22 protein-coding genes are annotated in these 24,611 nt (G+C 70.8%); 14 read left to right on the top strand and 8 right to left on the bottom strand.

Annotation, left to right across the window (positions count from 1 at the left end):
- The first annotated feature begins 13 nt into the window (after window positions 1–13).
- Window positions 14–1,351, top strand: a complete 1,338-nt coding sequence (locus ACFYWS_RS31425; protein ID WP_389282083.1) for a PP2C family protein-serine/threonine phosphatase — start codon at window positions 14–16, stop codon at window positions 1,349–1,351.
- Here ACFYWS_RS31425 and ACFYWS_RS31420 read toward each other — a convergent pair.
- Entirely contained in the window at window positions 1,279–1,914 is a 636-nt protein-coding gene (locus tag ACFYWS_RS31420) for an NAD(P)-dependent oxidoreductase (protein WP_389282081.1), read from the bottom strand. The genes ACFYWS_RS31425 and ACFYWS_RS31420 overlap by 73 nt on opposite strands.
- 125 nt (window positions 1,915–2,039) lie before the next feature.
- Here ACFYWS_RS31420 and ACFYWS_RS31415 point away from each other — a divergent pair, with 125 nt between their 5' ends.
- Window positions 2,040–2,465, top strand: coding sequence for a hypothetical protein (locus ACFYWS_RS31415; RefSeq protein WP_389282079.1), 426 nt, complete (start codon window positions 2,040–2,042; stop codon window positions 2,463–2,465).
- A gap of 35 nt (window positions 2,466–2,500) precedes the next feature.
- Here ACFYWS_RS31415 and ACFYWS_RS31410 read toward each other — a convergent pair whose 3' ends face one another.
- Window positions 2,501–2,932, bottom strand: coding sequence for an SH3 domain-containing protein (locus ACFYWS_RS31410; protein WP_389282077.1), 432 nt, complete (start codon window positions 2,930–2,932; stop codon window positions 2,501–2,503).
- Window positions 2,933–3,091: 159 nt separating this feature from the next.
- Here ACFYWS_RS31410 and ACFYWS_RS31405 point away from each other — a divergent pair, with 159 nt between their 5' ends.
- The 5 genes from ACFYWS_RS31405 (at window position 3,092) to ACFYWS_RS31385 (ending at window position 7,680) form a co-directional block, all read left to right on the top strand.
- Window positions 3,092–4,117, top strand: coding sequence for an ATP-binding cassette domain-containing protein (locus tag ACFYWS_RS31405; protein ID WP_389282075.1), 1,026 nt, complete (start codon window positions 3,092–3,094; stop codon window positions 4,115–4,117).
- Window positions 4,114–4,968: an ABC transporter permease gene (locus ACFYWS_RS31400; RefSeq protein WP_389282074.1), complete on the top strand. Its 855-nt coding sequence runs from the start codon at window positions 4,114–4,116 to the stop codon at window positions 4,966–4,968. The genes ACFYWS_RS31405 and ACFYWS_RS31400 overlap by 4 nt, the downstream gene beginning before the upstream one ends.
- 69 nt (window positions 4,969–5,037) lie before the next feature.
- Window positions 5,038–5,994, top strand: a complete 957-nt coding sequence (locus ACFYWS_RS31395) for a hypothetical protein (protein ID WP_389282072.1) — start codon at window positions 5,038–5,040, stop codon at window positions 5,992–5,994.
- Complete coding sequence (locus ACFYWS_RS31390; RefSeq protein ID WP_389282070.1) at window positions 5,924–6,418, top strand: hypothetical protein; 495 nt, start codon at window positions 5,924–5,926, stop codon at window positions 6,416–6,418. Before ACFYWS_RS31395 ends, ACFYWS_RS31390 begins: the two co-directional genes overlap by 71 nt.
- A 233-nt stretch (window positions 6,419–6,651) precedes the next feature.
- A complete protein-coding gene (locus ACFYWS_RS31385; RefSeq protein ID WP_389282068.1) occupies window positions 6,652–7,680 on the top strand; it encodes an endonuclease/exonuclease/phosphatase family protein in 1,029 nt (342 codons plus the stop codon).
- 134 nt (window positions 7,681–7,814) lie between these two features.
- Here the strand turns inward: ACFYWS_RS31385 and snpA are convergent, their stop codons facing one another.
- On the bottom strand, window positions 7,815–8,498 hold the full coding sequence (snpA, locus tag ACFYWS_RS31380; protein ID WP_389282066.1) for a snapalysin: 684 nt from the start codon (window positions 8,496–8,498) through the stop codon (window positions 7,815–7,817).
- Between the two features lie 119 nt (window positions 8,499–8,617).
- Between snpA and ACFYWS_RS31375 the strand changes: the two genes are divergently transcribed.
- From ACFYWS_RS31375 to metG, 3 genes are all read left to right on the top strand, one after another.
- The gene (locus tag ACFYWS_RS31375; protein WP_389282065.1) at window positions 8,618–9,550 is read left to right on the top strand and encodes a LysR family transcriptional regulator; all 933 of its coding nucleotides are present in this window, start codon (window positions 8,618–8,620) and stop codon (window positions 9,548–9,550) included.
- A 147-nt stretch (window positions 9,551–9,697) separates the two neighbouring features.
- On the top strand, window positions 9,698–11,146 hold the full coding sequence (locus ACFYWS_RS31370) for a VWA domain-containing protein (RefSeq protein ID WP_389282063.1): 1,449 nt from the start codon (window positions 9,698–9,700) through the stop codon (window positions 11,144–11,146).
- A gap of 137 nt (window positions 11,147–11,283) precedes the next feature.
- Window positions 11,284–13,014, top strand: a complete 1,731-nt coding sequence (gene metG / locus ACFYWS_RS31365) for a methionine--tRNA ligase (RefSeq protein WP_389282061.1) — start codon at window positions 11,284–11,286, stop codon at window positions 13,012–13,014.
- A gap of 56 nt (window positions 13,015–13,070) precedes the next feature.
- On the opposite strand, the gene ACFYWS_RS31360 is transcribed toward metG, so the two are convergent.
- Window positions 13,071–13,661 carry a Uma2 family endonuclease gene (locus ACFYWS_RS31360; RefSeq protein ID WP_389282059.1) on the bottom strand — a complete coding sequence of 197 codons (591 nt, stop codon included), beginning with the start codon at window positions 13,659–13,661 and terminating at the stop codon, window positions 13,071–13,073.
- A 170-nt stretch (window positions 13,662–13,831) separates the two neighbouring features.
- Window positions 13,832–15,598: an aspartate--tRNA ligase gene (aspS, locus tag ACFYWS_RS31355; protein ID WP_389282058.1), complete on the bottom strand. Its 1,767-nt coding sequence runs from the start codon at window positions 15,596–15,598 to the stop codon at window positions 13,832–13,834.
- Between the two features lie 134 nt (window positions 15,599–15,732).
- Here aspS and ACFYWS_RS31350 point away from each other — a divergent pair, with 134 nt between their 5' ends.
- Window positions 15,733–17,910 carry a SpoIIE family protein phosphatase gene (locus tag ACFYWS_RS31350; protein ID WP_389282057.1) on the top strand — a complete coding sequence of 726 codons (2,178 nt, stop codon included), beginning with the start codon at window positions 15,733–15,735 and terminating at the stop codon, window positions 17,908–17,910.
- On the opposite strand, the gene ACFYWS_RS31345 is transcribed toward ACFYWS_RS31350, so the two are convergent.
- The 3 genes from ACFYWS_RS31345 to ACFYWS_RS31335 form a co-directional block, all read right to left on the bottom strand.
- Window positions 17,826–18,938 (bottom strand): AI-2E family transporter, encoded by a 1,113-nt coding sequence (locus ACFYWS_RS31345; protein ID WP_389282056.1) that lies wholly within the window; start codon window positions 18,936–18,938, stop codon window positions 17,826–17,828. The genes ACFYWS_RS31350 and ACFYWS_RS31345 overlap by 85 nt on opposite strands.
- 108 nt (window positions 18,939–19,046) lie before the next feature.
- Entirely contained in the window at window positions 19,047–20,012 is a 966-nt protein-coding gene (locus ACFYWS_RS31340; protein ID WP_389282054.1) for a pirin family protein, read from the bottom strand.
- A 150-nt stretch (window positions 20,013–20,162) separates the two neighbouring features.
- Window positions 20,163–20,621, bottom strand: a complete 459-nt coding sequence (locus ACFYWS_RS31335; RefSeq protein WP_389282053.1) for an SseB family protein — start codon at window positions 20,619–20,621, stop codon at window positions 20,163–20,165.
- Between the two features lie 196 nt (window positions 20,622–20,817).
- On the opposite strand from ACFYWS_RS31335, the gene ACFYWS_RS31330 reads away from it, so the two are divergent.
- The 3 genes from ACFYWS_RS31330 (at window position 20,818) to ACFYWS_RS31320 (ending at window position 24,461) form a co-directional block, all read left to right on the top strand.
- A complete protein-coding gene (locus ACFYWS_RS31330; protein WP_389282052.1) occupies window positions 20,818–22,656 on the top strand; it encodes an acyl-CoA dehydrogenase in 1,839 nt (612 codons plus the stop codon).
- Between the two features lie 195 nt (window positions 22,657–22,851).
- Window positions 22,852–24,159 carry a M18 family aminopeptidase gene (locus ACFYWS_RS31325; RefSeq protein ID WP_389282050.1) on the top strand — a complete coding sequence of 436 codons (1,308 nt, stop codon included), beginning with the start codon at window positions 22,852–22,854 and terminating at the stop codon, window positions 24,157–24,159.
- Window positions 24,160–24,239: 80 nt separating this feature from the next.
- A complete protein-coding gene (locus ACFYWS_RS31320) occupies window positions 24,240–24,461 on the top strand; it encodes a DUF6458 family protein (RefSeq protein ID WP_389282049.1) in 222 nt (73 codons plus the stop codon).
- Window positions 24,462–24,611 lie beyond the last annotated feature (150 nt).

Genomic DNA, 24,611 nt, shown 5'->3' with positions numbered 1-24,611 from the left:
ATTCTCATACGTGATGACATCTCCTGGCTCGAGCGGCTTCTACTCCTCGATCCGTGGCGCGGGCCCCTCCGACTCCCGCCCCACGGGCGGCTGGCGTGCCGTGGTGCTGCTCGTCGCGGTGATGGCGCTCATCATCACCACCCTCGACGTGGCGACGCCCGCCGACTTCCGGGCGCGCGCCCTGCTCGGCCTCGTGCCGATCATGGTGGCGATGCTCGCGCCCGTGACCGTCACGGCCGTCGTCACCGGACTGCTGATCTGCGTCTACGTCGCACTACAGGCCGTGGCACCGTTGCCGACCGGTGGCTGGGCCGTGCTCGGGCCGCTGATGATCGGCACCGGCGGCCTGCTCGGTGTGCTGATCGCGCGCCGCAGGGAGGAGCAGCGGGCCCGCGTCCAGGCCCTCAAGGACATCGCCGAGGCCACGCAGCGCGCGGTGATGCGCGGCCTGCCCGAGCGCTTCGAGGACCTGCGCATCGCCGACTTCTACCAGCCCGCCGCCCGCGCGGCCCGCGTCGGCGGCGACTGGTACGACTTCCAGCCCTCGCCGCACGGGGTGCGCGCCGTGCTCGGCGACGTCAGCGGCAAGGGTCTGCCCGCGGTGTCCGCATCGGCGTGGCTGCTCGGCGCGTTCCGGGAAGCGGCGTACCACGAGGAGCGGATCGAGGAGGTGGCCCGGCGCCTGGAGATCGCCATGCAGCGCTACACCGCCTGGAACCGCCTCACCCGAGACGAGGGCCTCACCGACGCGTTCTCCACCGGGCTTCTGCTGCACTTCCCGCCCACGTCGGGCGGGTGCGTCGACATCGTCAACTTCGGGCACGAGCCGCCGCTGGTCGTCACCGCGGACGGCCGCGTGCACACCCCTGAACTCCCGGCGGGGCTCCCCCTCGGCATGGGGATGCTGGGGGCCGCGGCGCCGCGCGTGGCCCGGCTGCCCTTCGGGGTCGGGGACACGCTGATCCTCTTCACCGACGGCGTGACCGAGTGCCGCGACGAGGGCGGCGCCTTCTACCCCGTACGCGAGCGGCTGCCGGGCCTGCTGCCCCCGCCCGGCGCGAAGGAGTCGCCGGAGGCGCTGCTGCGCCGCCTGGCGGAGGACCTGCGCGAGCACCGGTACGGCCCGCCGAGCGACGACGCCGCGATCACCGTGATCCGCAGGACCGCGCGGCGCGCACCGTACGAGAACGAGGCGGACGCCGAGCTGTACGGGTACCGGCCGAAGGAGCCCGCGGCCACAGCGGACACGGCAGACTCGGCCGTTCGGGGGACCGCGGCTCAGTACGCCACGGACATGCGCTTCCTGGAGTGCGCGTCGCGCTCGATCTCGTCGACGAAGGCCAGCGCGTAGTCCTCCGCGCTGATCCGGCTCTCGCCGTCCGCGTCCTTCATCAGCCGGTCGCCGCCGACCCGGAACTCCTCGGTGCGCTCCCCCGGGCCGATCTCCGCGGCCGGTGAGATGTACGTCCAGTCCACGTCGTCGACCGTGCGCAGATACGCGAGCACGTCCCGGTGCGCGAGCGCCTCGCCGCGGTACGCGTCGGGGAAGCCCGGCTGGTCCATCAGTGCCTCGCCGGGCGCGACCTCCAGGCTGCCCGCCCCGCCGACCACCACGAGCCGTGCGACCCCGGCCCCGCGCACCCCGGCGACCAGCGCCTGATTGAGCGAGAGGAACGGCTTGACCGGGTCGGAGCCGTCGCGGGGCGGCGCGAGGGCGGAGGCCACGGCGTCGTGCCCGCCCGCGAGTTCCGTGAGCCGCTGCACGTCGGAGACGTCCGCCGCCGCGGCCGTGACACCGGCGACGGGCACGTCGCCGGAGCGGCTGACGGCGGTCACGCTGTGGCCGCGGCCCAGTGCCTCGGCGGCGATGCGGCTGCCGACCATGCCGGTGGCGCCCAGGAGCAGGATGTTCATGCGCTCAGCGAAACACGGTGCGCCACGGCGCGCATGTTGCGAAGGGCGTGCCGCGAGAGGTCAATGGAAGGCGAAGCACACGAGACTCGGGGTACCCGAGGGGGCCTGGCAGAAAGGAGCCCGTCATGGCTCAGCATGCGGCACCCGCACCGGGACGCAGGACCACCGGTGGCGTAGCGCTCTCCCCGACGAGCGCGGCCGTCGTCGTCCCCGTCGTGACCGGCATCGCGTACGGCTTCTGGGCGGCGAGCATCGACCGCTTCGGCGGCGAGGTCACCGGAGGCAACATCGCGCTCGGCTTCGTCACGGGCATCATCGTCGCGGCGCTCTGCTTCGGCATCCACCACTGGTCCAAGCAGCAGGCCGGCCGGCACTTCCTCGCGCGGGCCTCGGCCTGGGGCGCGTTCGCCGGCATCGCGATCGGTTTCCTGCACAGCCTCTCGGATCCCGCGATCCTGTGGTCGATCATGCTCGGCCTGGTGGTCGGGGCGTCGACGTTCGTGGGCACGTACTACCGGTACTACTCGGCGAGCGAGTACGCGCCCGTATAGAACGTACGTTCTAGATGTGGTGTCTGGAAGCTGTTCTAGAACGTGACGCCGAACTCCCGGTACTCGCGGTAGTAGAAGCTGCTCGGGCCGTGGTCACGATCGCGATCGTGCCGCGGCCCGTCGGACGGCGCCCCGGACGTGCAGCTCGGCACGCCACGGCCACCGGTGTCGACGTACGCGGCGCTGGCCCAGCCGCGGGCACCCGTGAACCAGTACCAGGTCGAGGTGCCGTGCACGGACGAGCCGTCGGTGGCGCACTCGATACGGTCCTGGCTGCCCGGCGCGAGCCGGTACACGACGGATGCCGAGGTGCTCGGCCCCGAGCGCAGGTTGAGATCGGACGGGGAGACGACAGTCCCCCAGACGACGTCGCCGCTGTTCGCACTTGCGGGTGCCGCGGCGGTCACGGCGAGCAGTCCGCCCGCCAGAAGCCCGGCAGCAGCCAGGGCCGGAGTGGTTCGGCGCATGATCGGCCTCCTAGAAGGAACCAAGATCCCCACGCCCCCACGTCCAGGAAACACCCGTTCGGCCCAGTGCTCCACCTGAGCGCTCGCGCCCGGCCGGCCGATGAGTTCCCGTCGCGGAGCCGGTCTTTCTCTGTGACGTGACCGAGAGGGGCACCAGACATGAGCACCACCGCCACCACGACCGGCCTGGCCATCGAGACCGCGGGCCTCGTCAAGACCTTCGGCGACAACCGCGCCGTCGACGGCATCGACCTGACCGTCCCGGCCGGCACGGTCTACGGCGTGCTCGGGCCGAACGGCGCGGGCAAGACCACGGCCGTGAAGATGCTCGCCACGCTGCTGCGGCCGGACGCGGGCGAGGCCCATGTCTTCGGCCACGACGTGGTGCGCGAGGCCGACGCCGTGCGCTCCCGCGTCAGCCTCACCGGCCAGTACGCGTCGGTCGACGAGGACCTGACGGGCCATGAGAACCTCGTGCTGCTCGCCCGCCTGACCGGCCACGGCAAGCGGTCCGCGGCCGCGAGGGCCGACCAACTCCTGGACGCCTTCGGCCTGTTGGAAGCGTCGGCCCGCCAGGTGAAGAACTATTCGGGCGGCATGCGGCGCCGTATCGACATCGCCGCGTCCATCCTCAACACCCCCGACCTGCTGTTCCTCGACGAGCCGACCACAGGGCTCGACCCGCGCAGCCGCAACCAGGTGTGGGAGATCGTCCGCGCGGTCGTCGCGCAGGGCACCACGGTCCTGCTGACCACCCAGTACCTCGACGAGGCCGACCAGCTGGCGTCCCGGATCGCCGTCATCGACAAGGGCCGCGTGATCGCCGAGGGCACCAAGGGCGAGCTGAAGGCGTCGGTCGGCTCCGGCTCCGTCCACGTACGCCTGCGCGATCCGCTCCAACGCCCGGACGCCGAGCGGCTGTTGAACACCGTGCTCGACGCCCAGGTGGTCCTTGAGCCCGACCCGGTGGCGCTCACCGCCCGCGTCGGCGGCGCCTCCAACGGCCGGGGCGCCGCCGAGCAGGCCTCCCGCGCGCTGGCCGAACTGGCCGCCGCCCGCATCACCGTGGACACCTTCGCCCTCGGCCAGCCCAGCCTCGACGAGGTGTTCCTGGCCCTCACCGACCAGCCCGTGCAGGACCAGAATCCCGTACAGGCCCAGACGTCCGAGGAGGCGTCGGCATGACCACCGCCACCACCACCAGCACCGATGCGCAGGACCTCGCCCCGGTCAGCGCCGAATCCCTCGCCGAGCTGCTCATCGCCAAGGAGCGCCCGCCCCGGCCCAGCGCCCTGTCCGCGTCGCTCACCTTCGGCTGGCGCGCGATGCTGAAGATCAAGCACGTGCCGGAGCAGCTCTTCGACGTCACGGCGTTCCCGGTCATGATGGTGCTGATGTACACGTACCTGTTCGGAGGGGCGCTGGCCGGCTCCCCGAGCGAGTACATCCAGTACCTGCTGCCCGGCATTCTGGTGATGTCGGTCGTGATGATCACGATGTACACGGGCGTCTCGGTCAACACCGACATCGAGAAGGGCGTCTTCGACCGCTTCCGTACGCTGCCGATCTGGCGACCCGCCGTCATGGTCGGGTACCTCCTCGGCGACGCCCTGCGCTACACGATCGCGTCCGTCGTGATGCTCGTGGTCGGCCTGATCATGGGATTCCGGCCGGACGGCGGGGTCCTCGGCGTCCTCGCGGCCATCGTGGTCCTGCTCGTCTTCTCCTTCGCGTTCTCGTGGATCTGGACGATGTTCGGACTGCTGCTGCGCACCGAGAAGTCGGTGATGGGCGTCAGCATGATGGTGATCTTCCCGCTGACGTTCCTCAGCGACATCTTCGTGAAGCCCGAGACGATGCCGGGCTGGCTCCAGGCCTTCGTCAACAACAACCCCGTCACACACGTCGCGTCCGCCGTGCGCGGCCTGATGGACGGCGACTGGCCGACGGCCGAGGTGCTGTGGTCGCTGGGCTGGTCGGCGCTGCTGATCGCCGTGTTCGGGCCCGTCACGATGCGCCTCTACAACCGCAAGTAGGGGCCGGACGGTAGTCCGTATGCACGCACCCCGGTCGCGCACGGCGCGGCCGGGGCCTTGCCTGGAACGGTGATCCGAAGAACCGCCTCCGCCGTTCTCCTCGTCCTCGCCTGCCTGCTCGTCCCGCTCGGCACGCTCTCCACCTGGGCGAAGTACGAGATCGGCGACAGCGACCGGTACGTGTCCGCGATGGCGCCGCTGGCCGGCGACACGGACGTACAGAACGCGGTGGCCGACGCGGTGACCACCGGGGTCATGAAGAACCTGGACGTGGGCGCGCTCGCATCGGTCGTCGAGGACTATCTGCACGACGCGGTCGTCTCGTTCACGGACACCGACGCCTTCCGCGGCGCCTGGAACACCGCGAACCGCGCCGCCCACGACGCCGTGCAGCAGGCCCTCGACGAGGGCACCACGGGGCCCGTCACGCTCGACCTGGCCCCCGTCACCCGGCAGGTCAAGCAGCAGCTGGAAGCGAACGGTGTGCCGTTCGCCGAGCGGATCCCGGTCGCGCACACCGAGGTCACCCTGCTGTCCGCAGGCGACCTGGCCACGCTGCGCCAGGGCTTCCACGTGCTCCAACTCGCGGGTCTGTGGCTGCCGTTGGCCGCCGTGGTGTGCGCCGTCGCGGGCCTCGCGCTCGCCGCGCGCCGCCGTCGCGCGCTCGCCTGGACGGCCCTCGGCGTCGCCCTGAGCGCGGGGGCGCTGCTCATCGCGCTGCCGATCGCCCGCGCGCTGACGCTCTCCGACATCTCCGACGCCGCGAACAAGGCGGCGACCGCCTCGGTCTACGACGCCCTGACGTCGCCGCTGCGCACCGCGTCGTGGGTACTCGTCGCCGTGGGCGTGGTGGTGGCGCTCGCGGTGTGGCTCGGCAGACACCCGTTCGGCCGCGTCCGACATGCCACCGCCCTGCTGCGGCGCGAGCATTCCGGTGACACGAGGAGGCGCTCGCATGACGCACACACCACCGGAAGCCGAGCCGACGACCGCCTGGTCCAAGGACCACCGCACACCCGACCCTGACCCCACGCGCGGCGAGGGCCCGCGCAACGACTGGGCGGCGGGCGGCACCCTGTTCGCCGGCGTCCTGATGCTGGTCAGCGGCTGCCTCGGCGTCCTCAACGGGATCGCGGCCATCGCCAAGGACGACGTCTACAGCCGGGTCGGCGACTACGTCTACGCCTTCGACCTCACCACGTGGGGCTGGATCCACCTGGTGATCGGCGCGCTCGTCGCGGTCACCGGCTGGGGCGTGCTCAAGGGCAAGGACTGGGCGCGCGGCGCGGGCATCGGCTTCGGCGCGCTCTACGTCGTCGAGTACTTCCTTTTCCTGCCCTACGCGCCCGTGTGGTCGGTCATCTCCATCGGCATCGGCGTCTTCGTCATCTGGGCCCTCGCCACGGACCACGGCCGCGCCCCCAACCCGGGGGCCGCCAAACCGGCCTGACGGTCGCGTACCAGGCCCTAGGGCCTGTCTTCAAACTCCCGTCGTCGCCCGGAGGGCGGCGCGGCGGCGTCTGGTGCGTGCGATCGCAAGGCGCCGGGAAGTCCTCGTAGCGGAGCTACTCGGGCTTTTCGGCAACGCAGCGAGCGTGCGTGCCAGACGCCGCCGGGCAGACGGGAGTTTGAAGACAGGCCCTAGCCTTGACGTACCGATCGGACAGGTACGGGGGCCGGGTCTTGGACCAGAGGCAGCAGCACATCACGGACGACGCGCCCGGCGCCCCACGGTACGAACCGCGGGACGCCGGGCGCCGGCGCGTGCACAGGACGGGGGCGTGGGCGGCGGCGCTGCTGCTCGCGGGGGTCAGCGCGGTCGTCGTCTTCCGGGCCGCAGACCGTGACGGCCCGACGCCTGTCCCCCAACTCCTCGCGTTCCTCCCCTGGTTGATCGCCCCCACGGCCGCCGCCCTGCTCCTCGCGCTGCTGTCGCGCTGGCGTACGGGGATGGTCTGGGGCGTCGTCGTACTCGGCGCGCTCGCCTGGTACATCGAGCCGTACGGGCCCTCCGGGACGGTCGGCGGGTCGGACGGCGTCCCCGTCTCCGGCGTCCGGGTGCTCGCGTCCAACGTCCAGTTCAGCCGCGGCACCAACGCGCTGATCGACACGGTCGCCCGGCACCGCCCCGACATCGTGTTCGTCGCGGAGTGCGGCCGCCCCTGCCGGGACGCGCTGGACCGGGAGTCGCTGCGCGCCCGCTACCCGCACCGGCAGGCCGTCGCGGCGGACGGCTCCGAGGGTTCGATGATCCTCAGCAGGTTCCCGCTGAAGGCGGCGCCGACGGTGGCCGGGGCGATGGGCATGCCGGCCGCCACCGCCGACGTACGGGGACACGCGGTGCGCCTCCAACTCGCGCACCCGATGCCGCCGTTGCCCGACCAGGTGGGCGTGTGGAGGACGGAACTCGGCCGGCTCGCGGACGCGGCGCGGGCCGGCGAAGGGCCCGCGATCGTGGCGGGGGACTTCAACGCGACGCAGGACCACGCGGCGTTCCGCCACATCCTCGACGCGGGGGCGCTGCACGACGCGGCCCGCCTCACCGGCCACTCCCGCACCCCGAGCTGGCCGTCGACGGCTCCGGGACCGCTGGGCACGCAGATCGACCACGTCCTGGTGACCGACGACTTCTCGGCGGACGAGGCCCACTTCATCGAGCTCGCGGACACGGACCACCGGGCGCTCCTGGTGGACCTGACGCTGCACGGCTGACCGGGCCACCGCCCGTGGGGAGGATGACGGTGGCCCGGTGTGTGCGAGGAACGGTGCTGGAGCCCGAGGGCCCTTCTGACGGATCTTGCTGGAGTCGCGGGCCCTGGCATCCAGCCTGACCCGTCAGAAGGGCCCTAGCGCAACTCGGCCTCCGCCTTGTGCAGGGCCTTGGCGAAGCCGTTGGCCCAGAGGGACTCCACCTGGGCCTTCTCGTTCGCGTCCGGGTTCGGGTTGGTGCAGGAGGGGCCGGGACCGCCGCCCGACATCAGCTCGCTGCACGGCCCCTCGTAGTGATCGGGGAGGCCGAGCACATGGCCCGTCTCGTGCGTGGTCACGCGCGTGGAGTCGTACTCCTGGTTCTGCGCGTAGTCCAGGAAGACGTAGCCGCCGCCGTGCCCGTCCGTCGACGCGTACGAACCGCGCGAGTCGTTCCCTTCCCGGTACGAGAAGTCGCCGCCGCCGGACGTGGCCTGGAGCTTCACGTTCGACACGGACGAGTTCCAGATCGACGCGCTGCGCGCTATCTGCTGCTGGAAGGTGGGGGCTTGTGAGGCGTCGTACGAGACGGTGACGGACGCGGCTCCCGGGTTGGCGGCCCGCTTCTCGGCGACGGACTTCAGGACGGCCTCGAAGAACGCCTTGTTGGCGGCGGCCTCCTCGGCGGAACCGGCGTAACGCGCGGACGAGACCGCGGACGTCTGGTGAGTGGGGGCCTGATGGGCGGTCGCCGGGCTCGCGGCGAGGGCGGTGACGGTGAGGCCGGCGCCGAAGGCACCGGCGAGAAGACGGATGACCGTGGGGGGTGGTGTCATGTCCATGCGTGAGAGTGTGGGGCGGCCGTGACGCACGGGAAAGATGCCACTGCGCGATAACTCCGCGCTATCACCACACAGTTGACTCTGGTGCGGCGCACGGGACCGGCCTACGCTCAACGCCCATGGAGCTGGAAGTGCGGCACCTGCGCGTCCTGTGCGCGATCGAGGACACCGGCAGCCTGCACAAGGCGGCCCGTCACCTGGGCATGACCCAGCCCGCCCTCAGCACCCAGCTGCGCCGCATCGAGGACCACCTCGGCGGCCGGCTCTTCACCCGCGAACGCACCGGCTGCCGCCCGACCCCGCTCGGCCGCACCCTGCTCACGCGCGCCCGGCCGCTGGTGGACGACCTGCGCGCACTGGTCGACGAGACGCGCGCGATGACGCGGGACGCCGCCGGTGACCGACTGCGCATCGGCTCCACGGCCAGCCGCGCGATCCCCGGCTGGCTGCGCCGCCTGCGCGCGAGTTCGCCGCACGAGCCGTCGCTGCGCATGGACGTCTCGGCGCACGCGCTGCTCCGCCTGGTGGCCGAGGACGGTCTCGACGTGGCGTTCGTCCACGAGGTGGAGGGCAGCCCGCTGCGCATACCGGAGTCCCTGACCTGCAAGGTCCTCCTGGCCCGCGAACCCCAGTACGTCTCCCTGTCGGCGGACCACCCGGCGGCGGGCAGCCCGGTCGTGCGCCTGACGGACCTGGCGGATGACCGCTGGATGATCGACCCGACGGTGGACGGCGAATGGGACGGCCTGCTCCGCGCGTTCCGCTCGGCGGGCCTCAACCCCCGCGTTCTGCACGGCGATTACCTGACCGCGTTCAACCTCGTCGCGACCGGCGAGGTGGTGACGCTCTGCCAGCCGACGTCCCTCGCCCGCCCCGACATGGCGATCCGCCCCCTGGAGGGCGACCCGGTAGCCGTACGTCTCCTCCTCGCGGCCCGCTCCGCGCCCGTCCTGGACGCGGTGCTGCCGGCCCTGCGAGAGGCCTATTGGGAGTCGGCACACCAGTCACCGGCGTATCGGACACGTCTCACGGAGTCGGGCGTGATCGACTGAATCCACACAGAAAGGGCGGCAGTTGTCCGCTCGGCCGAACGACCCGACCCTGCCCAAGATCACGGCCCGCGGCGGCTAACCTTACGTGTCCGCCCTGGCCAGGGGTTCCAGGGACGTCGGGGACAACTCATGCGGAAGGTTGCGCACATGGGCATTCTGGATCTGCTGCGGAACGCGTTCGGGCGTTCGCGCAAAAAAGACGAGACCGGTGCCCCTGCGGGTGCCGCTGCCGCCACGGACCAGGCACCAACGGTGCCGGGCCCGTCCAAGGGCGAGGCCGACGACCTGGTCTCGGCCGCTTTCGACAACATCTCCGTCCCGAAGCCATCACCTCCGGTGGGCGACGAACGCGTGACGCCGGAGGCGGAGGCGGAGGCGCCGGTCGAGACGGAGGCACCGGTCGAGACGGAGGCACCGGTCGAGACGGAGGCGCCGGTCGAGGCGGAGGCACCGGTCGAGGCCAAGGGCGACGGCGCTGAAGAGGCCACTCCCGCTGTGGGCAATCGTCCCGCAGGGCGGGACGGGTGGGCACAGCCCCCGGCGCAGGCCGACAAGAACGAAGAGGCCGACCCCGTCGCAGCCGAGGAGCCCGCCCCGGCACAGGCCGAAGAGCCCGAGAAGGCCAACCCCGTCACGGCGGAGGAGCCCACCCCGGCGCAGGCCGACATGAACGAGGACGTCGAACCCGCCCCGGTCAAGACCCCGGCACAGGCCGAAGAGCCCGAGAAGGCCGACCCCGTCGCCGCGGAAGAGCCCGCCCCGGCGCAGGCCGACAAGAACGAGGACGCCGACCCCGTCGCAGCCGAGGAGCCCACCCCGGCACAGGCCGACAAGACCGAAGACGCCAACCCCGCCCCGGTCAAAACCCCGGCACAGGCCGACAAGACCGAAGACGCCAACCCCGCCCCGGTAAAGACCCCCGCGCCGGGGAAGCCCGCCCACACCCCGGCCAAAGTAAAGACCCGCGCCCCCGGCCTCACGGCCGCGCACACCGCCGCCGGCACCGCCCTGAAGAAGCGCGGCCTCACCGGCACCCGGGCCACGGTCTACCTCGTCCTGGACCGCTCCGGCTCCATGCGCTCGTACTACAAGAACGGCTCGACCGCCGCCCTCGCGGAGCAGACCGTCGCGCTGGCCGCCCACCTCGACGACCGCGAGACCCCCACCGTCCACACGGTGATCTTCTCGACGGACATCGACGCCGCGGGCGACCTCACCCTGGACGCGTACGAGGGCAAGGTCGACGAGTGGCACGCGGAGGCGGGCCGGATGGGCCGCACCAGCTACCACCGCGCGATCGAGGAGATCGTGACGCACCACGAGAAGTCGGACGACCCGAAGGCCCCCGCCCTGGTGATCTTCCAGACGGACGGCCCCCCGGACGTCCAGCGCCCGGCGAACGAGGCCCTCGCGGCAGCGGCCTCGCACCCCCTCTTCTTCCAGTTCGTGACGTTCGGCGACCCGGACTCGAAGAACTTCGACTACCTCCGCAAGCTGAAGGCGGACAACGCCGCGGTCTTCCACGCGGGCGAGACCCCGCTGGAGCTCACGGACGCGGAGCTCTACAAGGGCCTCCTGGAGGCCTGGCGCCCGTAGGACCCGCCCGTAACCCCGCTCAGCAGGGCCCCGATACCCCATGGCCGCCCGCCCGGTAAAACACCGGGCGGGCGGCCACCCCATGTCGGCTACGATTTCTAGATTCCACACACGTCACAACCCGGGAGCAGCCCCCGATGGCTCGACACCTCATCACCAGCGCCCTTCCGTACATCAACGGGATCAAGCACCTGGGCAACATGGTGGGGTCCATGCTCCCGGCCGACGTCTACTCCCGTTACCTGCGCCTGCGCGGCCACGACGTGCTGTACATCTGCGCGACGGACGAGCACGGCACGCCCGCCGAGCTGGCGGCGAAGGAGCGGGGCATCCCGGTCGCCGAGTTCTGCGCGCAGGCGCACGACGCGCAGAAGGCGGTCTACGACGGTTTCGGTCTCGCGTTCGACCACTTCGGCCGCAGCTCGTCGGAGCAGAACGCGGAGATCACGCAGCACTTCGCCCGCAAGCTGAACGAGAACGGGTTCATCGAGGAGCGCGAGATCCGCCAGGTGTACAGCCCGGCGGACGGCCGTTTCCTCCCCGACCGCTACGTCGAGGGCACCTGCCCGCACTGCGGCTACGACAAGGCGCGCGGCGACCAGTGCGAGAACTGCACGCGCGTGCTCGACCCCACCGACCTGATCGAGCCGCGCTCCGCGATCTCCGGCTCCACCGAGCTCGAGGTCCGCGAGACCAAGCATCTCTTCCTGCTCCAGTCGAAGCTGCAGGTCGAGGTCGAGGCGTGGATCGACGAGGTCGCCGACGAGTGGCCGCAGCTCGCCTCCTCCATCGCCCGCAAGTGGCTGACCGAGGGCCTCAACGACCGCGCCATCACCCGTGACCTGGACTGGGGCGTCCCGGTCCCGGCGGACACATGGCCGGAGCTCGCGGCCGACGGCAAGGTCTTCTACGTATGGTTCGACGCCCCGATCGAGTACATCGGCGCGACGAAGGAGTGGGCGGACCAGGCTCCCGACGGTGAGACGCGCGACTGGAAGTCGTGGTGGTACGAGCCGGCCGGCGCCTCGGACGTGCGGTACACGGAGTTCATGGCGAAGGACAACGTCCCGTTCCACAGCGTCATGTTCCCGGCCACGGAGATGGGCGTCCGTGAGCCGTGGAAGAAGGTCGACTACCTCAAGGCCTTCAACTGGCTGACGTACTACGGCGGCAAGTTCTCCACGTCGCAGAAGCGCGGCGTCTTCACCGACCAGGCCCTGGAGATCCTCCCGGCCGACTACTGGCGCTACTTCCTCATCGCGAACGCGCCGGAGTCGGACGACTCGTCGTTCACCTGGGAGCACTTCACGGCGACGGTGAACAAGGACCTGGCCGACACCCTCGGCAACTTCGTCAACCGCGTGCTGTCCTTCTCCCGCAAGCGCTTCGGCGACGACGTCCCCGCGGGCGGCGAGCCGGGCGAGGCCGAGACCCGGCTGGGCCAGGAGATCTCCACCCTCCTCGCCGAGTACGAGACCCAGATGGAGGCCCTCCAGTTCCGCAAGGCCGCGGCGGCGCTGCGCGCCCTGTGGTCCGCGGGCAACTCCTACCTGGAGGAGAAGGCCCCCTGGCTGGAGATCAAGACCGACAAGGACGCCGCGGCCCTCACGCTGCGCACGGCGATGAACCTCATCCGCCTCTACGCGGTGGTCTCCGAGCCCTTCATCCCGGCGTCGGCGGCCGCCATGCGCGCCGCGTTCGACCTGCCGGGCGACGACGCCGCCTGGGTCACCGCCGAGCAGGCCAGGTCGCTGACCACGGTCCCGGCCGGCACCCCGTTCACCGTGCCCCCGGTCCTCTTCGCGAAGATCACGGACGAGGACCTGGAGTCCTACAAGGAGCGCTTCGGCGGCGCGCCGGCAGCGTAACGCCCCCGCACGAAGGGCCCGGAACCGATTCCCCGGTTCCGGGCCCTTCGCACTGCTCAGCGCGCCCACTCCTTGAGCGGCTCGGTGTCCAGCTCGATGCCGACGGGCTCTGGCAGCACCACCGCCTTCCCGAACGGCACCGTCACCACCTGCTCGTAGCGCACCCCGTCGGGCTGCGAGTGAACCTTGACCTCGCAGCTGTCCCGGTCGATCAGCAGGTACACGGGGATCTCGGACTCGGCGTAAGCACGGGGCTTCTCGACCCGGTCACGCTGATTGGTGTCACCGTCGCGAGAGGTCACCTCGGCGACCATGAGAACCCCGTCGGTGGAAGCCCACTCGCCCTGACCGGCAAACGTGCCGCTGCGCGCCAGCGCGCCGTCCGGTCGGGCATTGCCGTTGCGGTACGTCTCCACGCGCAGGCCCCGCTCCGGGTAGAGCCACCAGCCGGTGTCGGCCTGGACGCACAGCCGCGCCAGCCACTCGATGATCGTGTCGTGATCGCCGTCCGGCACAGCCTTGACCCCCAGTTTGCCGCCGATGAACTCCATCCGAAGTGCTTCGTTGGTTCGTATGGCGTGACGGGCGAGCTCCTCGAAGTCCTCCTGGCTCAGCACCACAGCGGACCGCTCCTCTACGAGACTCATGACGGCCTCCCCATCCTCGTCATCGCGGATCAGGCATTGATTCAAAGGTACTGGGCGTCACTGACAACGACCTGCCGATGACGGAAGGTGACGCAAACGCCCAGGGCCCCCGCTCCGACGTACGAAGCGGGGGCCCTGGCGTGAACTGCTGAACTGCCGTGCGGCGCCGGTTACTTCTTCTCGACCGGCTTGCGCAGCTGGATGTTGAGCTCGCGCAGGCGTGTCTCGTCCAGCTCGGAGGGCGCGCCCATCATCAGGTCCTGCGCGTTGCCGTTCAGCGGGAACGAGATGGTCTCCCGGATGTTCGGCTCGTCGGCGAGGAGCATGACGATGCGGTCGACGCCCGGGGCGATCCCGCCGTGCGGCGGGGCGCCGAAGCGGAACGCGCGGAGCATGCCCGCGAACTCGGCCTCGACCGTCTCGGCCTCGTAGCCGGCGATCTCGAAGGCCTTGAGCATGATGTCGGGCTCGTGGTTACGGATCGCGCCGGAGGACAGCTCCGTGCCGTTGCAGACGATGTCGTACTGCCAGGCCAGGATGTCCAGCGGGTCCTTCTCCTCCAGGTCCTGCATGCCGCCCTGCGGCATCGAGAACGGGTTGTGGGAGAAGTCGATCTTGCCGGTCTCCTCGTCCTTCTCGTACATCGGGAAGTCGACGATCCAGCAGAAGCGGAAGACGCCCTCCTCGAAGTGGCCCGCGCGCTTGGCGGCCTCGACGCGGACCGCGCCCATGATCTTCGAGACCTCGTCGAACTCGCCCGCGCCGAAGAACACGGCGTGGCCGGCCTTGAGGCCGAGGCGCTCGGTGAGGACCTTGACGTTCTCCTCGGTGAGGAACTTGGCGATCGGGCCCGCGAACGTGCCGTCCTCGCCGACGCGGATCCAGGCGAGGCCCTTCGCGCCCTGCTCGACCGCGTAGGCCCCGAGGCCGTCGAAGAACTTGCGGGACTGCGAGGCGGTGTCCGGCACGGGCAGCGCGCGCACGTGCATGCCGGCGAACGCCTTGAACTCGGAGCCCTCGAACACGTCGCTGATGTCGACGAGTTCGAGCTTGGCGCGCAGGTCCGGCTTGTCGTTGCCGTACTTCAGCATCGACTCGCGGAACGGGATCCGCGGGAACGGGGAGGTGACCTCGCGGCCGCCGCCGAACTCCGTGAAGATCTCCGTCATGAGCTTCTCGATCGGGCGGAAGACGTCTTCCTGCTCGACGAAGCTCATCTCGATGTCGAGCTGGTAGAACTCGCCGGGCGAGCGGTCCGCGCGCGCGTCCTCGTCGCGGAAGCACGGCGCGATCTGGAAGTAGCGGTCGAAGCCCGAGATCATCAGCAGCTGCTTGAACTGCTGCGGCGCCTGGGGGAGGGCGTAGAACTTGCCCGGGTTCAGGCGGGACGGGACGACGAAGTCACGGGCGCCCTCGGGGGAGGTCGCGGCGAGGATCGGCGTCGCCATCTCGTTGAACCCGAGGTTGACCATCTTCGAGCGGATCGAGGCGATGACCTCGCTGCGCAGCATGATGTTGCGGTGCATGCGCTCGCGGCGCAGGTCCAGGAAGCGGTACTCCAGGCGGCGCTCCTCGCCCACCCCGTCGTCCTGGTTGATCTGGAACGGCAGCTGCTGGGCGGCGCCGAGCACCTCGACGTCGGACGCCTCGATCTCGATCTCGCCGGTGGGCAGCTCCGGGTTGACGTTGTCGGCGCCGCGGGAGACGACCTTGCCGTCGACGCGGACGACCGTCTCCTTCGTCAGCTTGTCGAGGACCTCGGCGGCCTTCGTGCCGGGGCGGGCGACGAGCTGCGTGATGCCGTAGTGGTCGCGCAGATCGATGAAGAGGATGCCGCCCAGGTCTCGGCGATTGTGCAGCCAGCCGCTCAGCCGGACGTCGGCGTCGACGTCAGAGGCGCGGAGCTCGCCGCAGGTGTGGGACCTGTACCGATGCATCGTCGTTCATCCAGCCTTTGCACTTGGGGTTCCCCGGGAGACGACCGGGATTCTCCCCAAGGGTACCGGCCCCCACCGACGCCTCGCCGCGCCTCTGGTGGCACCCGGCGATCACCTCTTCCTAGAGTGGGGCAATGCGCACTGGTGAGCCCCTCCCTCCCGTGGAGGACGTCCTCGCCGCTCTCGCGACCGGGCTGTGGCGATGGGACAACCGGGCGGGGCTCGTCACGTTCGACGCCGAGGCCGCCCGGCTGATCGGCCTGCCCCACGCCGCCGCGGGCGCCCCGGTCACCTTGACGGAGTCCGCCGTCCGCGCGCGCTTCCACCCGGTCGACTGGAACGAGATCGACGGGATCGTTCAGCTCGCCGTCGCCGAGGGCACCCTCGCCGAGGCCCGGCTGCGCGTCATGGACGGGCAGGGGCATGTGCTGCGCACCGTACGCAGCCGCTCCAAGCCGGTCGTGCACGGCGACGCCCCGGGCTCGTACGAGCTGATCGGCACGCTCCAGGAGGTCACAGAGCCGCCGCCGGAGGCCGCGTCGCGCACCCCGGTGACCGGCGACTGGCGGCGCTCGCGCGAGGCCTTCCTGCTGGACGCGGGGCGGGCGCTCGCGGAAGCCGGGTCCACGGAGGAGGTGCTGCGGGTCGCCGCCGGGCTCTCCATGCCGGGGTTCTCTCCGGACGGCCTCGCGGTGTTCGGCGTCGCGGGTGACCGGCTCACCGTCATCGGGCACCACGGCCAGGAGGACGGCGACGAGTCCCCGTTCACCGACATGGAGCTGGGCACGGACTATCCGGGCGCCGAGGTCGTCCGCACCGGGCGCGCGGTGTATCTGTCCTCGCCGGAGGAGTACCGCGCCCGCTACCCGGCGGCCTGGCCGCTGGCCGCCCGCTTCGAGCGCAAGTCGTGGGCGTTCCTGCCGCTGGTCGTCGCGGGCCGCACGCTCGGCGCGTGGATGGCGGGGTTCACCTACCCGGTGTCGTTCACGCCCGACGAGCGCTCGGTCCTCACCACGGTCGCGCGGATGCTGGCGCAGGCCCTCTCCAGGGCCGGGGTCGCCGAGTCGGAGCGGGAGCTCACCGACGGCCTTCAGAAGACGATGCTGCCCTCGCTCGGCCCCGAGATCCCCGGCATGAGCATCGCCGCCCGCTACGTCCCGACCGGCGGCGGCCTCCAGGTCGGCGGCGACTGGTACGACATGATCCCGCTGCCGGGCGGTGGCATCGCCCTGGTCATCGGCGACGTACAGGGTCATGACGTGCGCGCGGCGGGCCTGATGGGGCAGCTCCGGGTCGCCCTGCGCGCGTACGCCTCCGAGGGGCACAGGCCCGATGCCGTGCTCTCCCGCGCCTCCCGCTTCCTGCACGGCATCGGCGACACCGACGGGCCGGGGGCCGACCCGCGCTTCGCGACCTGTCTGTACGTCCAGGCCGACCCGGCCACCGGTGTCCTGGAGATCGCCCGCGCCGGGCACCCGGACCCCGCGATTCGGATGGCGGACGGCACCGTCCTCGTCCGCCCCACCGCGGGCGGCCTGCCGCTCGGGATCGACCCGGACGCGGACTATCCGACGACCCGTCTCGTCCTCGAACCCGGCGACACGCTGCTCCTCTGCACGGACGGCCTGATCGAGACGGGCGGGCACGACCTGGACACCGGCTGGTCGCGGATCCGCGCGGCCCTGGAGTCCGGCCCGGACGAGCGCCTGGAGGAGCTGGCCGACGCCCTGGTGCAGGCGGTGCACGGCCCCTCCTCGCACCACACCACGGGGCCGCTGGCGGACCGCCGCGAGGACGACATCGCACTGTTGCTGCTGCGCCGCACCGCCCAGCCGGCCGGTGCCACCGTGGCCCGGCGCACCGCGATGACCATCGCCCAGGCCGAGCCCGAGCGGATCGCGGCGGCCCGCCAGCAGCTGCGCGAGCTGCTGCACGACTGGGCCGACACGGATCAGATGGACTCGGCGGTACTGCTCGTCTCCGAGATGGTCACCAACGTCCTGGTGCACACCGACGGCGACGCGCTCCTGGTCGCAGAGATGACCCGGCACGGCGCCGAACCGCGCCGGCTGCGCGTGGAGGTCGCGGACGCCTCCGACGACCTGCCGCACAAGCGCCGCCCCGGTGAACTGGCGTCATCGGGGCGGGGCCTGGTGCTCATGGAACTGCTCGCCGACCGCTGGGGCGTGGACCCGCGGGGCGAGGGCAAGAACATCTGGTTCGAGCTCTACGAACCCTCGGCGGGCTCCGAGGCCGCTGTTTCACGTGAAACCGCGGACGAGCCGTCGGGTGGCGCGTCCTCCGGCGCGTAACGCCTCCTCAGCTCCCCGAGGACGCCGAACGCGGCGGCCACCAGCGGCACCGCGAGCAGCATCCCGAGGATGCCCGCGACCGCCGCGCCCGCCGTGATCGCCAGCATCACCATCGCGGGGTGCATCTGGACGGTGCGCGACTGGATCATCGGCTGGAGGATGTGCCCCTCCAGCTGCTGCACGGCGAGGATCACCCCGAGCGTCCACAGGGCGATGATCACCCCCCGGTCGGCGAGCGAGACGAGTACGGCGACGGCCCCGGACAGGGTCGCGCCGAGGTAGGGGATGTACGCGCCGACGAAGACCAGCGCGCCGAGCCCGACCGCGCCAGGCACTTGCAGGATCAGCAGTCCGACGGTGATGCAGATGGCGTCGATGAGCGCGATGAACGTCGTCCCGCGCATAAATCCGGAGATCGCCTCGAAGGCCCGCCGCCCCATGGCCTCCAGGACGTCGCCGTGGTGCGGGGCGATCGCGCGTGCGAGCCCCGTGGCCCGGTTGGAGTCCTTCAGGAAGAAGAAGGTGAGCAGCAGCGCGAGCACGCTCGTGGCGAGCAGGGAGCCGAGCGCGGAGAGCCCGGCGAGCACCCCGCCCGCCAGGTTGGAGCCCCACTTGCCGACCTGGTCCTTGGCGTTGTCGGCGACGTTGCCGAGATCGTCGGCGCCGACGATGCCCACGTGGTCCCTGAGCCAGTCCCCGGCCTGCCGGAGCGAGTCGACGATCTGCTCGCCGGTGTCGATCAGCGCGGTGACCACGATGTAGCCGGCGCCGCCGACCACGGCGACGAGCGCGACGCAGGTGAGGATGGCGGCCAGCGCGCGCGGCAGCTTCAGCTTGGTCAGCCATTCGAAGACCGGGCCGAGCAGCGCGGTGCCGAGCAGCGCGAGCAGCACGGGCGTGACGGCCGACTGGAAGATGATGACCAGCGTGATGCCGACGGCCGCGACGCCCACGACGAGCAGGACGACGACGCACCAGGCGGCGAGGCGGCGGGCGGGATCGGGGAGGAGTGGCTTACCGGTCTGCACCCCGCCAGTTGATCATGCGCGCGAACGCCCCGCCTCCCGGCCGGGTCCGGCCGAGTGACGGGGCGTCACTTCTGCTGCTGCGTCACTTCTTTTCGTGCGTCGGCCGCATCAGGTGTGCGGCAGGCGCTCCTTGCTGGGGATGACGCCCAGGCGTCCGGCCTGGAAGTCGTCGAAGGCCTGCTGCAGTTCGGCCTTGTTGTTCATCACGAACGGGCCGTAGTGCGCCATGGGCTCACGGATCGGCTGCCCGCCCAGGATGACCACTTCCAGGTCGGGGGTGTTCGCGTCCTGGGACTCGTCGGCGCGCACGGTCAGGGACGAGCCCGCACCGAACACGGCGGTCTGTCCCGTGTGCACGGGCCGCCGGTCGCTGCCGACGGAGCCGCGCCCCGCGAGCACGTACACGAGCCCGTTGTAGTCCTCGCGCCAGGGCAGCGTCGCCTCGGCGCCCGGGCGGACGGTGGCGTGCACCATCGTGATCGGGGTGTGCGTGATGCCGGGGCCCTCGTTGCCGTCCAGCTCACCGGCGATGACGCGGAGCAGCGCGCCGCCGTCGGCGGTGGTGAGCAGCTTGACCTGGCCGCCGCGGATGTCCTGGTAGCGCGGGCTCTTCATCTTGTCCTTGGCCGGCAGGTTGACCCACAGCTGGAGGCCGTGGAACAGACCGCCGCTCATGACGAGCGACTCGGGCGGCGTCTCGATGTGCAGGAGGCCGCTGCCCGCCGTCATCCACTGGGTGTCGCCGTTGGTGATGGTGCCGCCACCGCCGTGCGAGTCCTGGTGGATGAAGGTGCCGTCGATGATGTACGTGACGGTCTCGAAGCCGCGGTGCGGGTGCCAGGGGGTGCCCTTGGGCTCGCCGGCCTCGTACTCCACCTCGCCCATCTGGTCCATCATGATGAACGGGTCGAGGTGCTTGTAGTTGATCCCGGCGAACGCGCGGCGTACCGGGAATCCCTCCCCTTCGAAACCGCCGGGCGCGGTCGTCACGGCGAGCACGGGGCGCGCCACGGCGTCCGCGGGCGCGGCCACCTGGGGCAGGGTCAGCGGGTTCTCGACGGTCACAGCGGGCATGGCGGCCTCCTCAGGGTCTGCTCCCAATTTAGTTGAACGGTGAACATCCAGCAAGTCGACGGGTATTCCCGGCGGCGCCGCGGCCCGGTTCCGGGCATGCGAAAGGCCCGGACGCGGGGTGCGTCCGGGCCTTTACAGGTGAGGGAGCGGTCAGCCGTACATGCGGCGCATCGCGAAGTCGACCATCTCCTCGACGGCCTTGGCGTCGAAGACCATCCGGTGCTCGCCCTCCATGTCGAGGACGAAGCCGTATCCGGTGGGCAGCAGGTCGATCACCTCCGCGCCGGTGATGACGAAGTACTTGGACTCCTTGCCCGCGTACCTGCGCAGCTCCTTGAGCGTGCTGAACATCGGGATCACCGGCTGCTGCGTGTTGTGCAGCGCGAGGAAGCCGGGGTTGTCCCCGCGCGGGCAGTAGACCTTCGACGAGGCGAAGATCTGCTGGAACTCCTCGGCGGACATCGAGCCCGTGGTGAACGCGCGGACCGCGTCCGTGAGCGAGGGCGGCGACGGCTCCGGGTACAGCGGCGGAGCCTGCTGCCCGTACCCGCCCTGCGGCGGCGCGTACTGCTGCTGCCCGGCGCCCGGGCTCTGGTCGTAGCCGTACATGAGGTAAAGACTACCGACGCCCGAGGGGGCGGCGGGACGAGAGCGCCAAGGCGCCTCGTTCGTCACAGATGCCCGCTGGGGGTTGATTCTTATTACCGACGGGTAGCATTGTGTTGGTTACTAGTTGGTATGCGTACGAGGACGGTCCGGGCGACCCCGGACGACCCGCCTCCCCGATCTTTACGGAGCCGTCGCCATGGGGCATTACAAGTCGAATCTCCGCGACATCGAGTTCAACCTCTTCGAGGTGCTCGATCGCGACAAGCTGTACGGCACCGGCCCGTTCGGGGACATGGATGTCGACACCGCCAAGAGCATCCTCGAAGAGGTCGCCCGCCTGTCCGAGAACGACCTCGCGGAGTCCTTCGCTGACGCGGACCGCAACCCGCCGGTCTTCGACCCGGAGACCAACACGGCGCCGGTCCCGGCCTCCTTCAAGAAGTCGTACCAGGCCTTCATGGACGCCGAGTACTGGCGCCTCGGCCTGCCCGAGGAGATCGGCGGCACGACGGCCCCGCGCTCGCTCATCTGGGCCCACGCGGAGCTGATCCTCGGTGCCAACCCGGCGGTCTGGATGTACTCGTCCGGTCCCGCGTTCGCCGGCATCCTCTTCGAGGAGGGCAACGAGCAGCAGAAGAAGGCTGCCGAGATCGCCGTCGACAAGCAGTGGGGCTCGACGATGGTGCTGACCGAGCCGGACGCCGGTTCGGACGTCGGCGCGGGCCGCACGAAGGCCGTCGAGCAGGCGGACGGCTCCTGGCACATCGAGGGCGTGAAGCGCTTCATCACGTCCGGTGAGCACGACATGTCGGAGAACATCCTCCACTACGTCCTCGCCCGCCCCGAGGGCCACGGCCCGGGCACCAAGGGCCTCTCGCTCTTCCTGGTCCCGAAGTTCGAGTTCGACTGGGAGACCGGCGAGCTGGGCGAGCGCAACGGCGTCTACGCCACCAACGTCGAGCACAAGATGGGCCTCAAGGCCTCCAACACGTGCGAGATGACCTTCGGCGACCAGCACCCCGCCAAGGGCTGGCTGATCGGTGACAAGCACGACGGCATCCGCCAGATGTTCCGCATCATCGAGTTCGCCCGCATGATGGTCGGCACGAAGGCGATCTCCACGCTGTCGACGGGTTACCTCAACGCCCTTGAGTACGCCAAGGAGCGCGTCCAGGGCTCCGACCTGGCCCGCAGCACGGACAAGACCGCGCCGAAGGTCACCATCACGCACCACCCTGACGTGCGCCGCTCGCTGATGACGCAGAAGGCGTACGCGGAGGGCATGCGCACGCTCGTCCTCTACACGGCCTCCGTGCAGGACGCGATCCAGGTCAAGGAGACCGCGGGCGAGGACGCGTCGGCCGAGCACGCGCTCAACGACCTGCTCCTGCCCATCGTGAAGGGCTACGGCTCCGAGAAGGGCTACGAGCAGCTGGCCCAGTCGCTCCAGACGTTCGGCGGCTCCGGGTTCCTTCAGGAGTACCCGATCGAGCAGTACATCCGTGACTCGAAGATCGACACCCTCTACGAGGGCACAACCGCGATCCAGGGCCAGGACTTCTTCTTCCGGAAGATCGTCCGCAACCAGGGTGCCGCGCTGAACGCGCTCTCCGAGGAGATCAAGAAGTTCCTCGCCGTGGAGACGGGCGGCGAGGAGCTGACCGGGGCGCGCGAGACGCTCGCGAAGGCCGCCGGCGAGCTGGAGGCCATCGTCGGCCTGATGATCAACGACCTGGTCGCCACCGAGCAGGACGTGAAGTCGATCTACAAGGTCGGCCTCAACACGACCGGTCTGCTGATGGCCTCCGGCGACGTGGTCGTCGGCTACCTGCTCCTCAAGGGCGCGGCCGTCGCGGCGGAGAAGCTGACGGCGGGTGCCTCCGGCAAGGATGTCGCGTTCTACCGGGGCAAGATCGCCGCGGCGAAGTTCTTCGCGGCGAACGTCCTGCCGGGCGTCACGGGCGCCCGCAAGCTCGCGCAGACGACGAGCGAGTCGGGCGCGGACATCATGGACCTCGACGAGGCGTCCTTCTGACCCTGTCGTAGCTGGGCCCGTCGTCCGCGCAGTTCCCCGCGCCCCTGAAGGGGCGCGGGGAACTGCGCGAACGGGACCACGACGGGGCCGCCGCACGCCGACGGAGCCGCACCCCGCAGGGGGTGGCGCGAGGGCCGCCGAAGGCAGGCCACAGGGGCCACGCCCCACCCGGAGGGACTGGCTACCCTTGGCCGCATGAACACCTCCTCCCGCCCCTTCGATCGCGGGCACACCGACGACCTGATGTCCTTCCTCGCGGCGAGCCCCACGCCGTACCACGCCGTGGCCAACGTGGCCGCACGCCTGGAGAAGGCGGGCTTCCAGCAGGTCGCGGAGACCGACGCCTGGGACGGGACAAGCGGAGGAAAGTTCGTCACCCGCGGCGGCGCCGTGATCGCCTGGTACGTGCCCGAGGGGGCACAGGCCCACACCCCGTTCCGGATCGTCGGCGCACACACCGACTCCCCGAACCTGCGCGTGAAGCCGCAGCCCGACATGGTGAGCAACGGCTGGCGGCAGATCGCCGTGGAGATCTACGGCGGACCGCTGCTCAACTCCTGGCTCGACCGCGACCTCGGCCTCGCGGGACGCGTATCGCTGCGCGACGGCTCCGAGCGCCTGGTGAACGTCGACCGCGCCCTGCTGCGCGTCCCGCAGCTCGCCATCCACCTGGACCGCTCCGTCACGTCGGACGGCCTGAAGCTGGACAAGCAGCGCCACATGCAGCCCATCTGGGGCCTCCGCGGTGACGGCGGCGAGCCTTCCGAGGCCGACCTCCTGTCGTTCCTGGAGGACGAGAACGGGCTCGGCCGCGGAGACATCACCGGCTGGGACCTCATGACGTACGCGATCGAGGCCCCCTCCTACCTGGGCCGCGACAGGGAACTCGTCGCGGGCCCCCGCATGGACAACCTGCTGTCCGTGCACGCCTGCACGGCCGCGCTCGCCGAGGTCAGCAAGCGGGACGACCTCCCGTACATCCCCGTGCTCGCTGCCTTCGACCACGAGGAGAACGGTTCGCAGTCCGACACCGGCGCCGACGGCCCGCTGCTCGGCACGGTCCTGGAGCGTTCGGTGTTCGCGCGCGGCGGCAGTTACGAGGACAGGGCGCGCGCCTTCGCGGGCACGATCTGCCTCTCCTCCGACACCGGCCACGCCGTGCACCCCAACTACGGCGAGCGCCACGACCCGACGCACCACCCGCGCGCCAACGGCGGCCCGATCCTCAAGGTGAACGTCAACAACCGCTACGCGACGGACGGTTCGGGCCGCGCGGTCTTCGCGGCCGCGTGCGACAAGGCGGGCGTCCCGTTCCAGTCGTTCGTGTCGAACAACGCGATGCCGTGCGGCACGACGATCGGCCCGATCACCGCGGCCCGGCACGGCATCAAGACCGTCGACATCGGCACGGCGATCCTCTCCATGCACAGCGTGCGCGAACTGTGCGGCGCCGACGACCCGTATCTGCTGGCGAACGCGCTGACGGCTTTCCTGGAGGGCTGAACTCCGGTGTGAGGACGAGGGGTTCGGGGGTACCCGGGCCCCTCACGCATTTCCGCACACACCACAGGAGGAGGGGCCTCATGAGTCTCGGAGGTTGCATCATCCTGGTCGCCGTCGGCGGGATCCTCGCGTTCGCGACCGATTGGCACATGCAGAGCGTCAACCTCGACCTGGTCGGCTGGATCTTCATGATCGTCGGCCTGATCGGGATCTTCGTGTTCCGCAGCGTCGGACGGCGCAGGCGCATCGTGCCGCAGGGCGGGACGACCGTCGTCGAGGACGAACGGGACAAGCATTTCTGACTTCTGGGGTCGTACGGCTGCCGCGGCGGGGGCCCCCGGGGGGGGGGGGGGGGCCCCCCCCGGGGGGTCCCCGCACCAGCTGTGGCCGCCCCCGGGTGGCGGAAAGGGGCCTGGCGAGCGGGGGGCCGCCGGTCGGCGGGTTGTGCGGGG

Origin of the sequence: Streptomyces sp. NPDC002795 (genome assembly GCF_042888725.1) — a bacterium.
Classification (GTDB): domain Bacteria; phylum Actinomycetota; class Actinomycetes; order Streptomycetales; family Streptomycetaceae; genus Streptomyces.
This window is presented reverse-complemented; position numbering and strand designations above follow the sequence as displayed.

Bases quoted from the DNA above. Each gene is read 5' to 3' on its own strand.
- ACFYWS_RS31425 (WP_389282083.1), top strand. From the start codon at position 14: ATGACATCTCCTGGCTCGAGCGGCTTCTACTCCTCGATCCGTGGCGCG.
- ACFYWS_RS31420 (WP_389282081.1), bottom strand. From the start codon at position 1,914: ATGAACATCCTGCTCCTGGGCGCCACCGGCATGGTCGGCAGCCGCATC.
- ACFYWS_RS31415 (WP_389282079.1), top strand. From the start codon at position 2,040: ATGGCTCAGCATGCGGCACCCGCACCGGGACGCAGGACCACCGGTGGC.
- ACFYWS_RS31410 (WP_389282077.1), bottom strand. From the start codon at position 2,932: ATGCGCCGAACCACTCCGGCCCTGGCTGCTGCCGGGCTTCTGGCGGGC.
- ACFYWS_RS31405 (WP_389282075.1), top strand. From the start codon at position 3,092: ATGAGCACCACCGCCACCACGACCGGCCTGGCCATCGAGACCGCGGGC.
- ACFYWS_RS31400 (WP_389282074.1), top strand. From the start codon at position 4,114: ATGACCACCGCCACCACCACCAGCACCGATGCGCAGGACCTCGCCCCG.
- ACFYWS_RS31390 (WP_389282070.1), top strand. From the start codon at position 5,924: ATGACGCACACACCACCGGAAGCCGAGCCGACGACCGCCTGGTCCAAG.
- snpA (WP_389282066.1), bottom strand. From the start codon at position 8,498: ATGGACATGACACCACCCCCCACGGTCATCCGTCTTCTCGCCGGTGCC.
- ACFYWS_RS31375 (WP_389282065.1), top strand. From the start codon at position 8,618: ATGGAGCTGGAAGTGCGGCACCTGCGCGTCCTGTGCGCGATCGAGGAC.
- ACFYWS_RS31370 (WP_389282063.1), top strand. From the start codon at position 9,698: ATGGGCATTCTGGATCTGCTGCGGAACGCGTTCGGGCGTTCGCGCAAA.
- metG (WP_389282061.1), top strand. From the start codon at position 11,284: ATGGCTCGACACCTCATCACCAGCGCCCTTCCGTACATCAACGGGATC.
- ACFYWS_RS31360 (WP_389282059.1), bottom strand. From the start codon at position 13,661: ATGAGTCTCGTAGAGGAGCGGTCCGCTGTGGTGCTGAGCCAGGAGGAC.
- aspS (WP_389282058.1), bottom strand. From the start codon at position 15,598: ATGCATCGGTACAGGTCCCACACCTGCGGCGAGCTCCGCGCCTCTGAC.
- ACFYWS_RS31350 (WP_389282057.1), top strand. From the start codon at position 15,733: ATGCGCACTGGTGAGCCCCTCCCTCCCGTGGAGGACGTCCTCGCCGCT.
- ACFYWS_RS31340 (WP_389282054.1), bottom strand. From the start codon at position 20,012: ATGCCCGCTGTGACCGTCGAGAACCCGCTGACCCTGCCCCAGGTGGCC.
- ACFYWS_RS31335 (WP_389282053.1), bottom strand. From the start codon at position 20,621: ATGTACGGCTACGACCAGAGCCCGGGCGCCGGGCAGCAGCAGTACGCG.
- ACFYWS_RS31330 (WP_389282052.1), top strand. From the start codon at position 20,818: ATGGGGCATTACAAGTCGAATCTCCGCGACATCGAGTTCAACCTCTTC.
- ACFYWS_RS31325 (WP_389282050.1), top strand. From the start codon at position 22,852: ATGAACACCTCCTCCCGCCCCTTCGATCGCGGGCACACCGACGACCTG.
- ACFYWS_RS31320 (WP_389282049.1), top strand. From the start codon at position 24,240: ATGAGTCTCGGAGGTTGCATCATCCTGGTCGCCGTCGGCGGGATCCTC.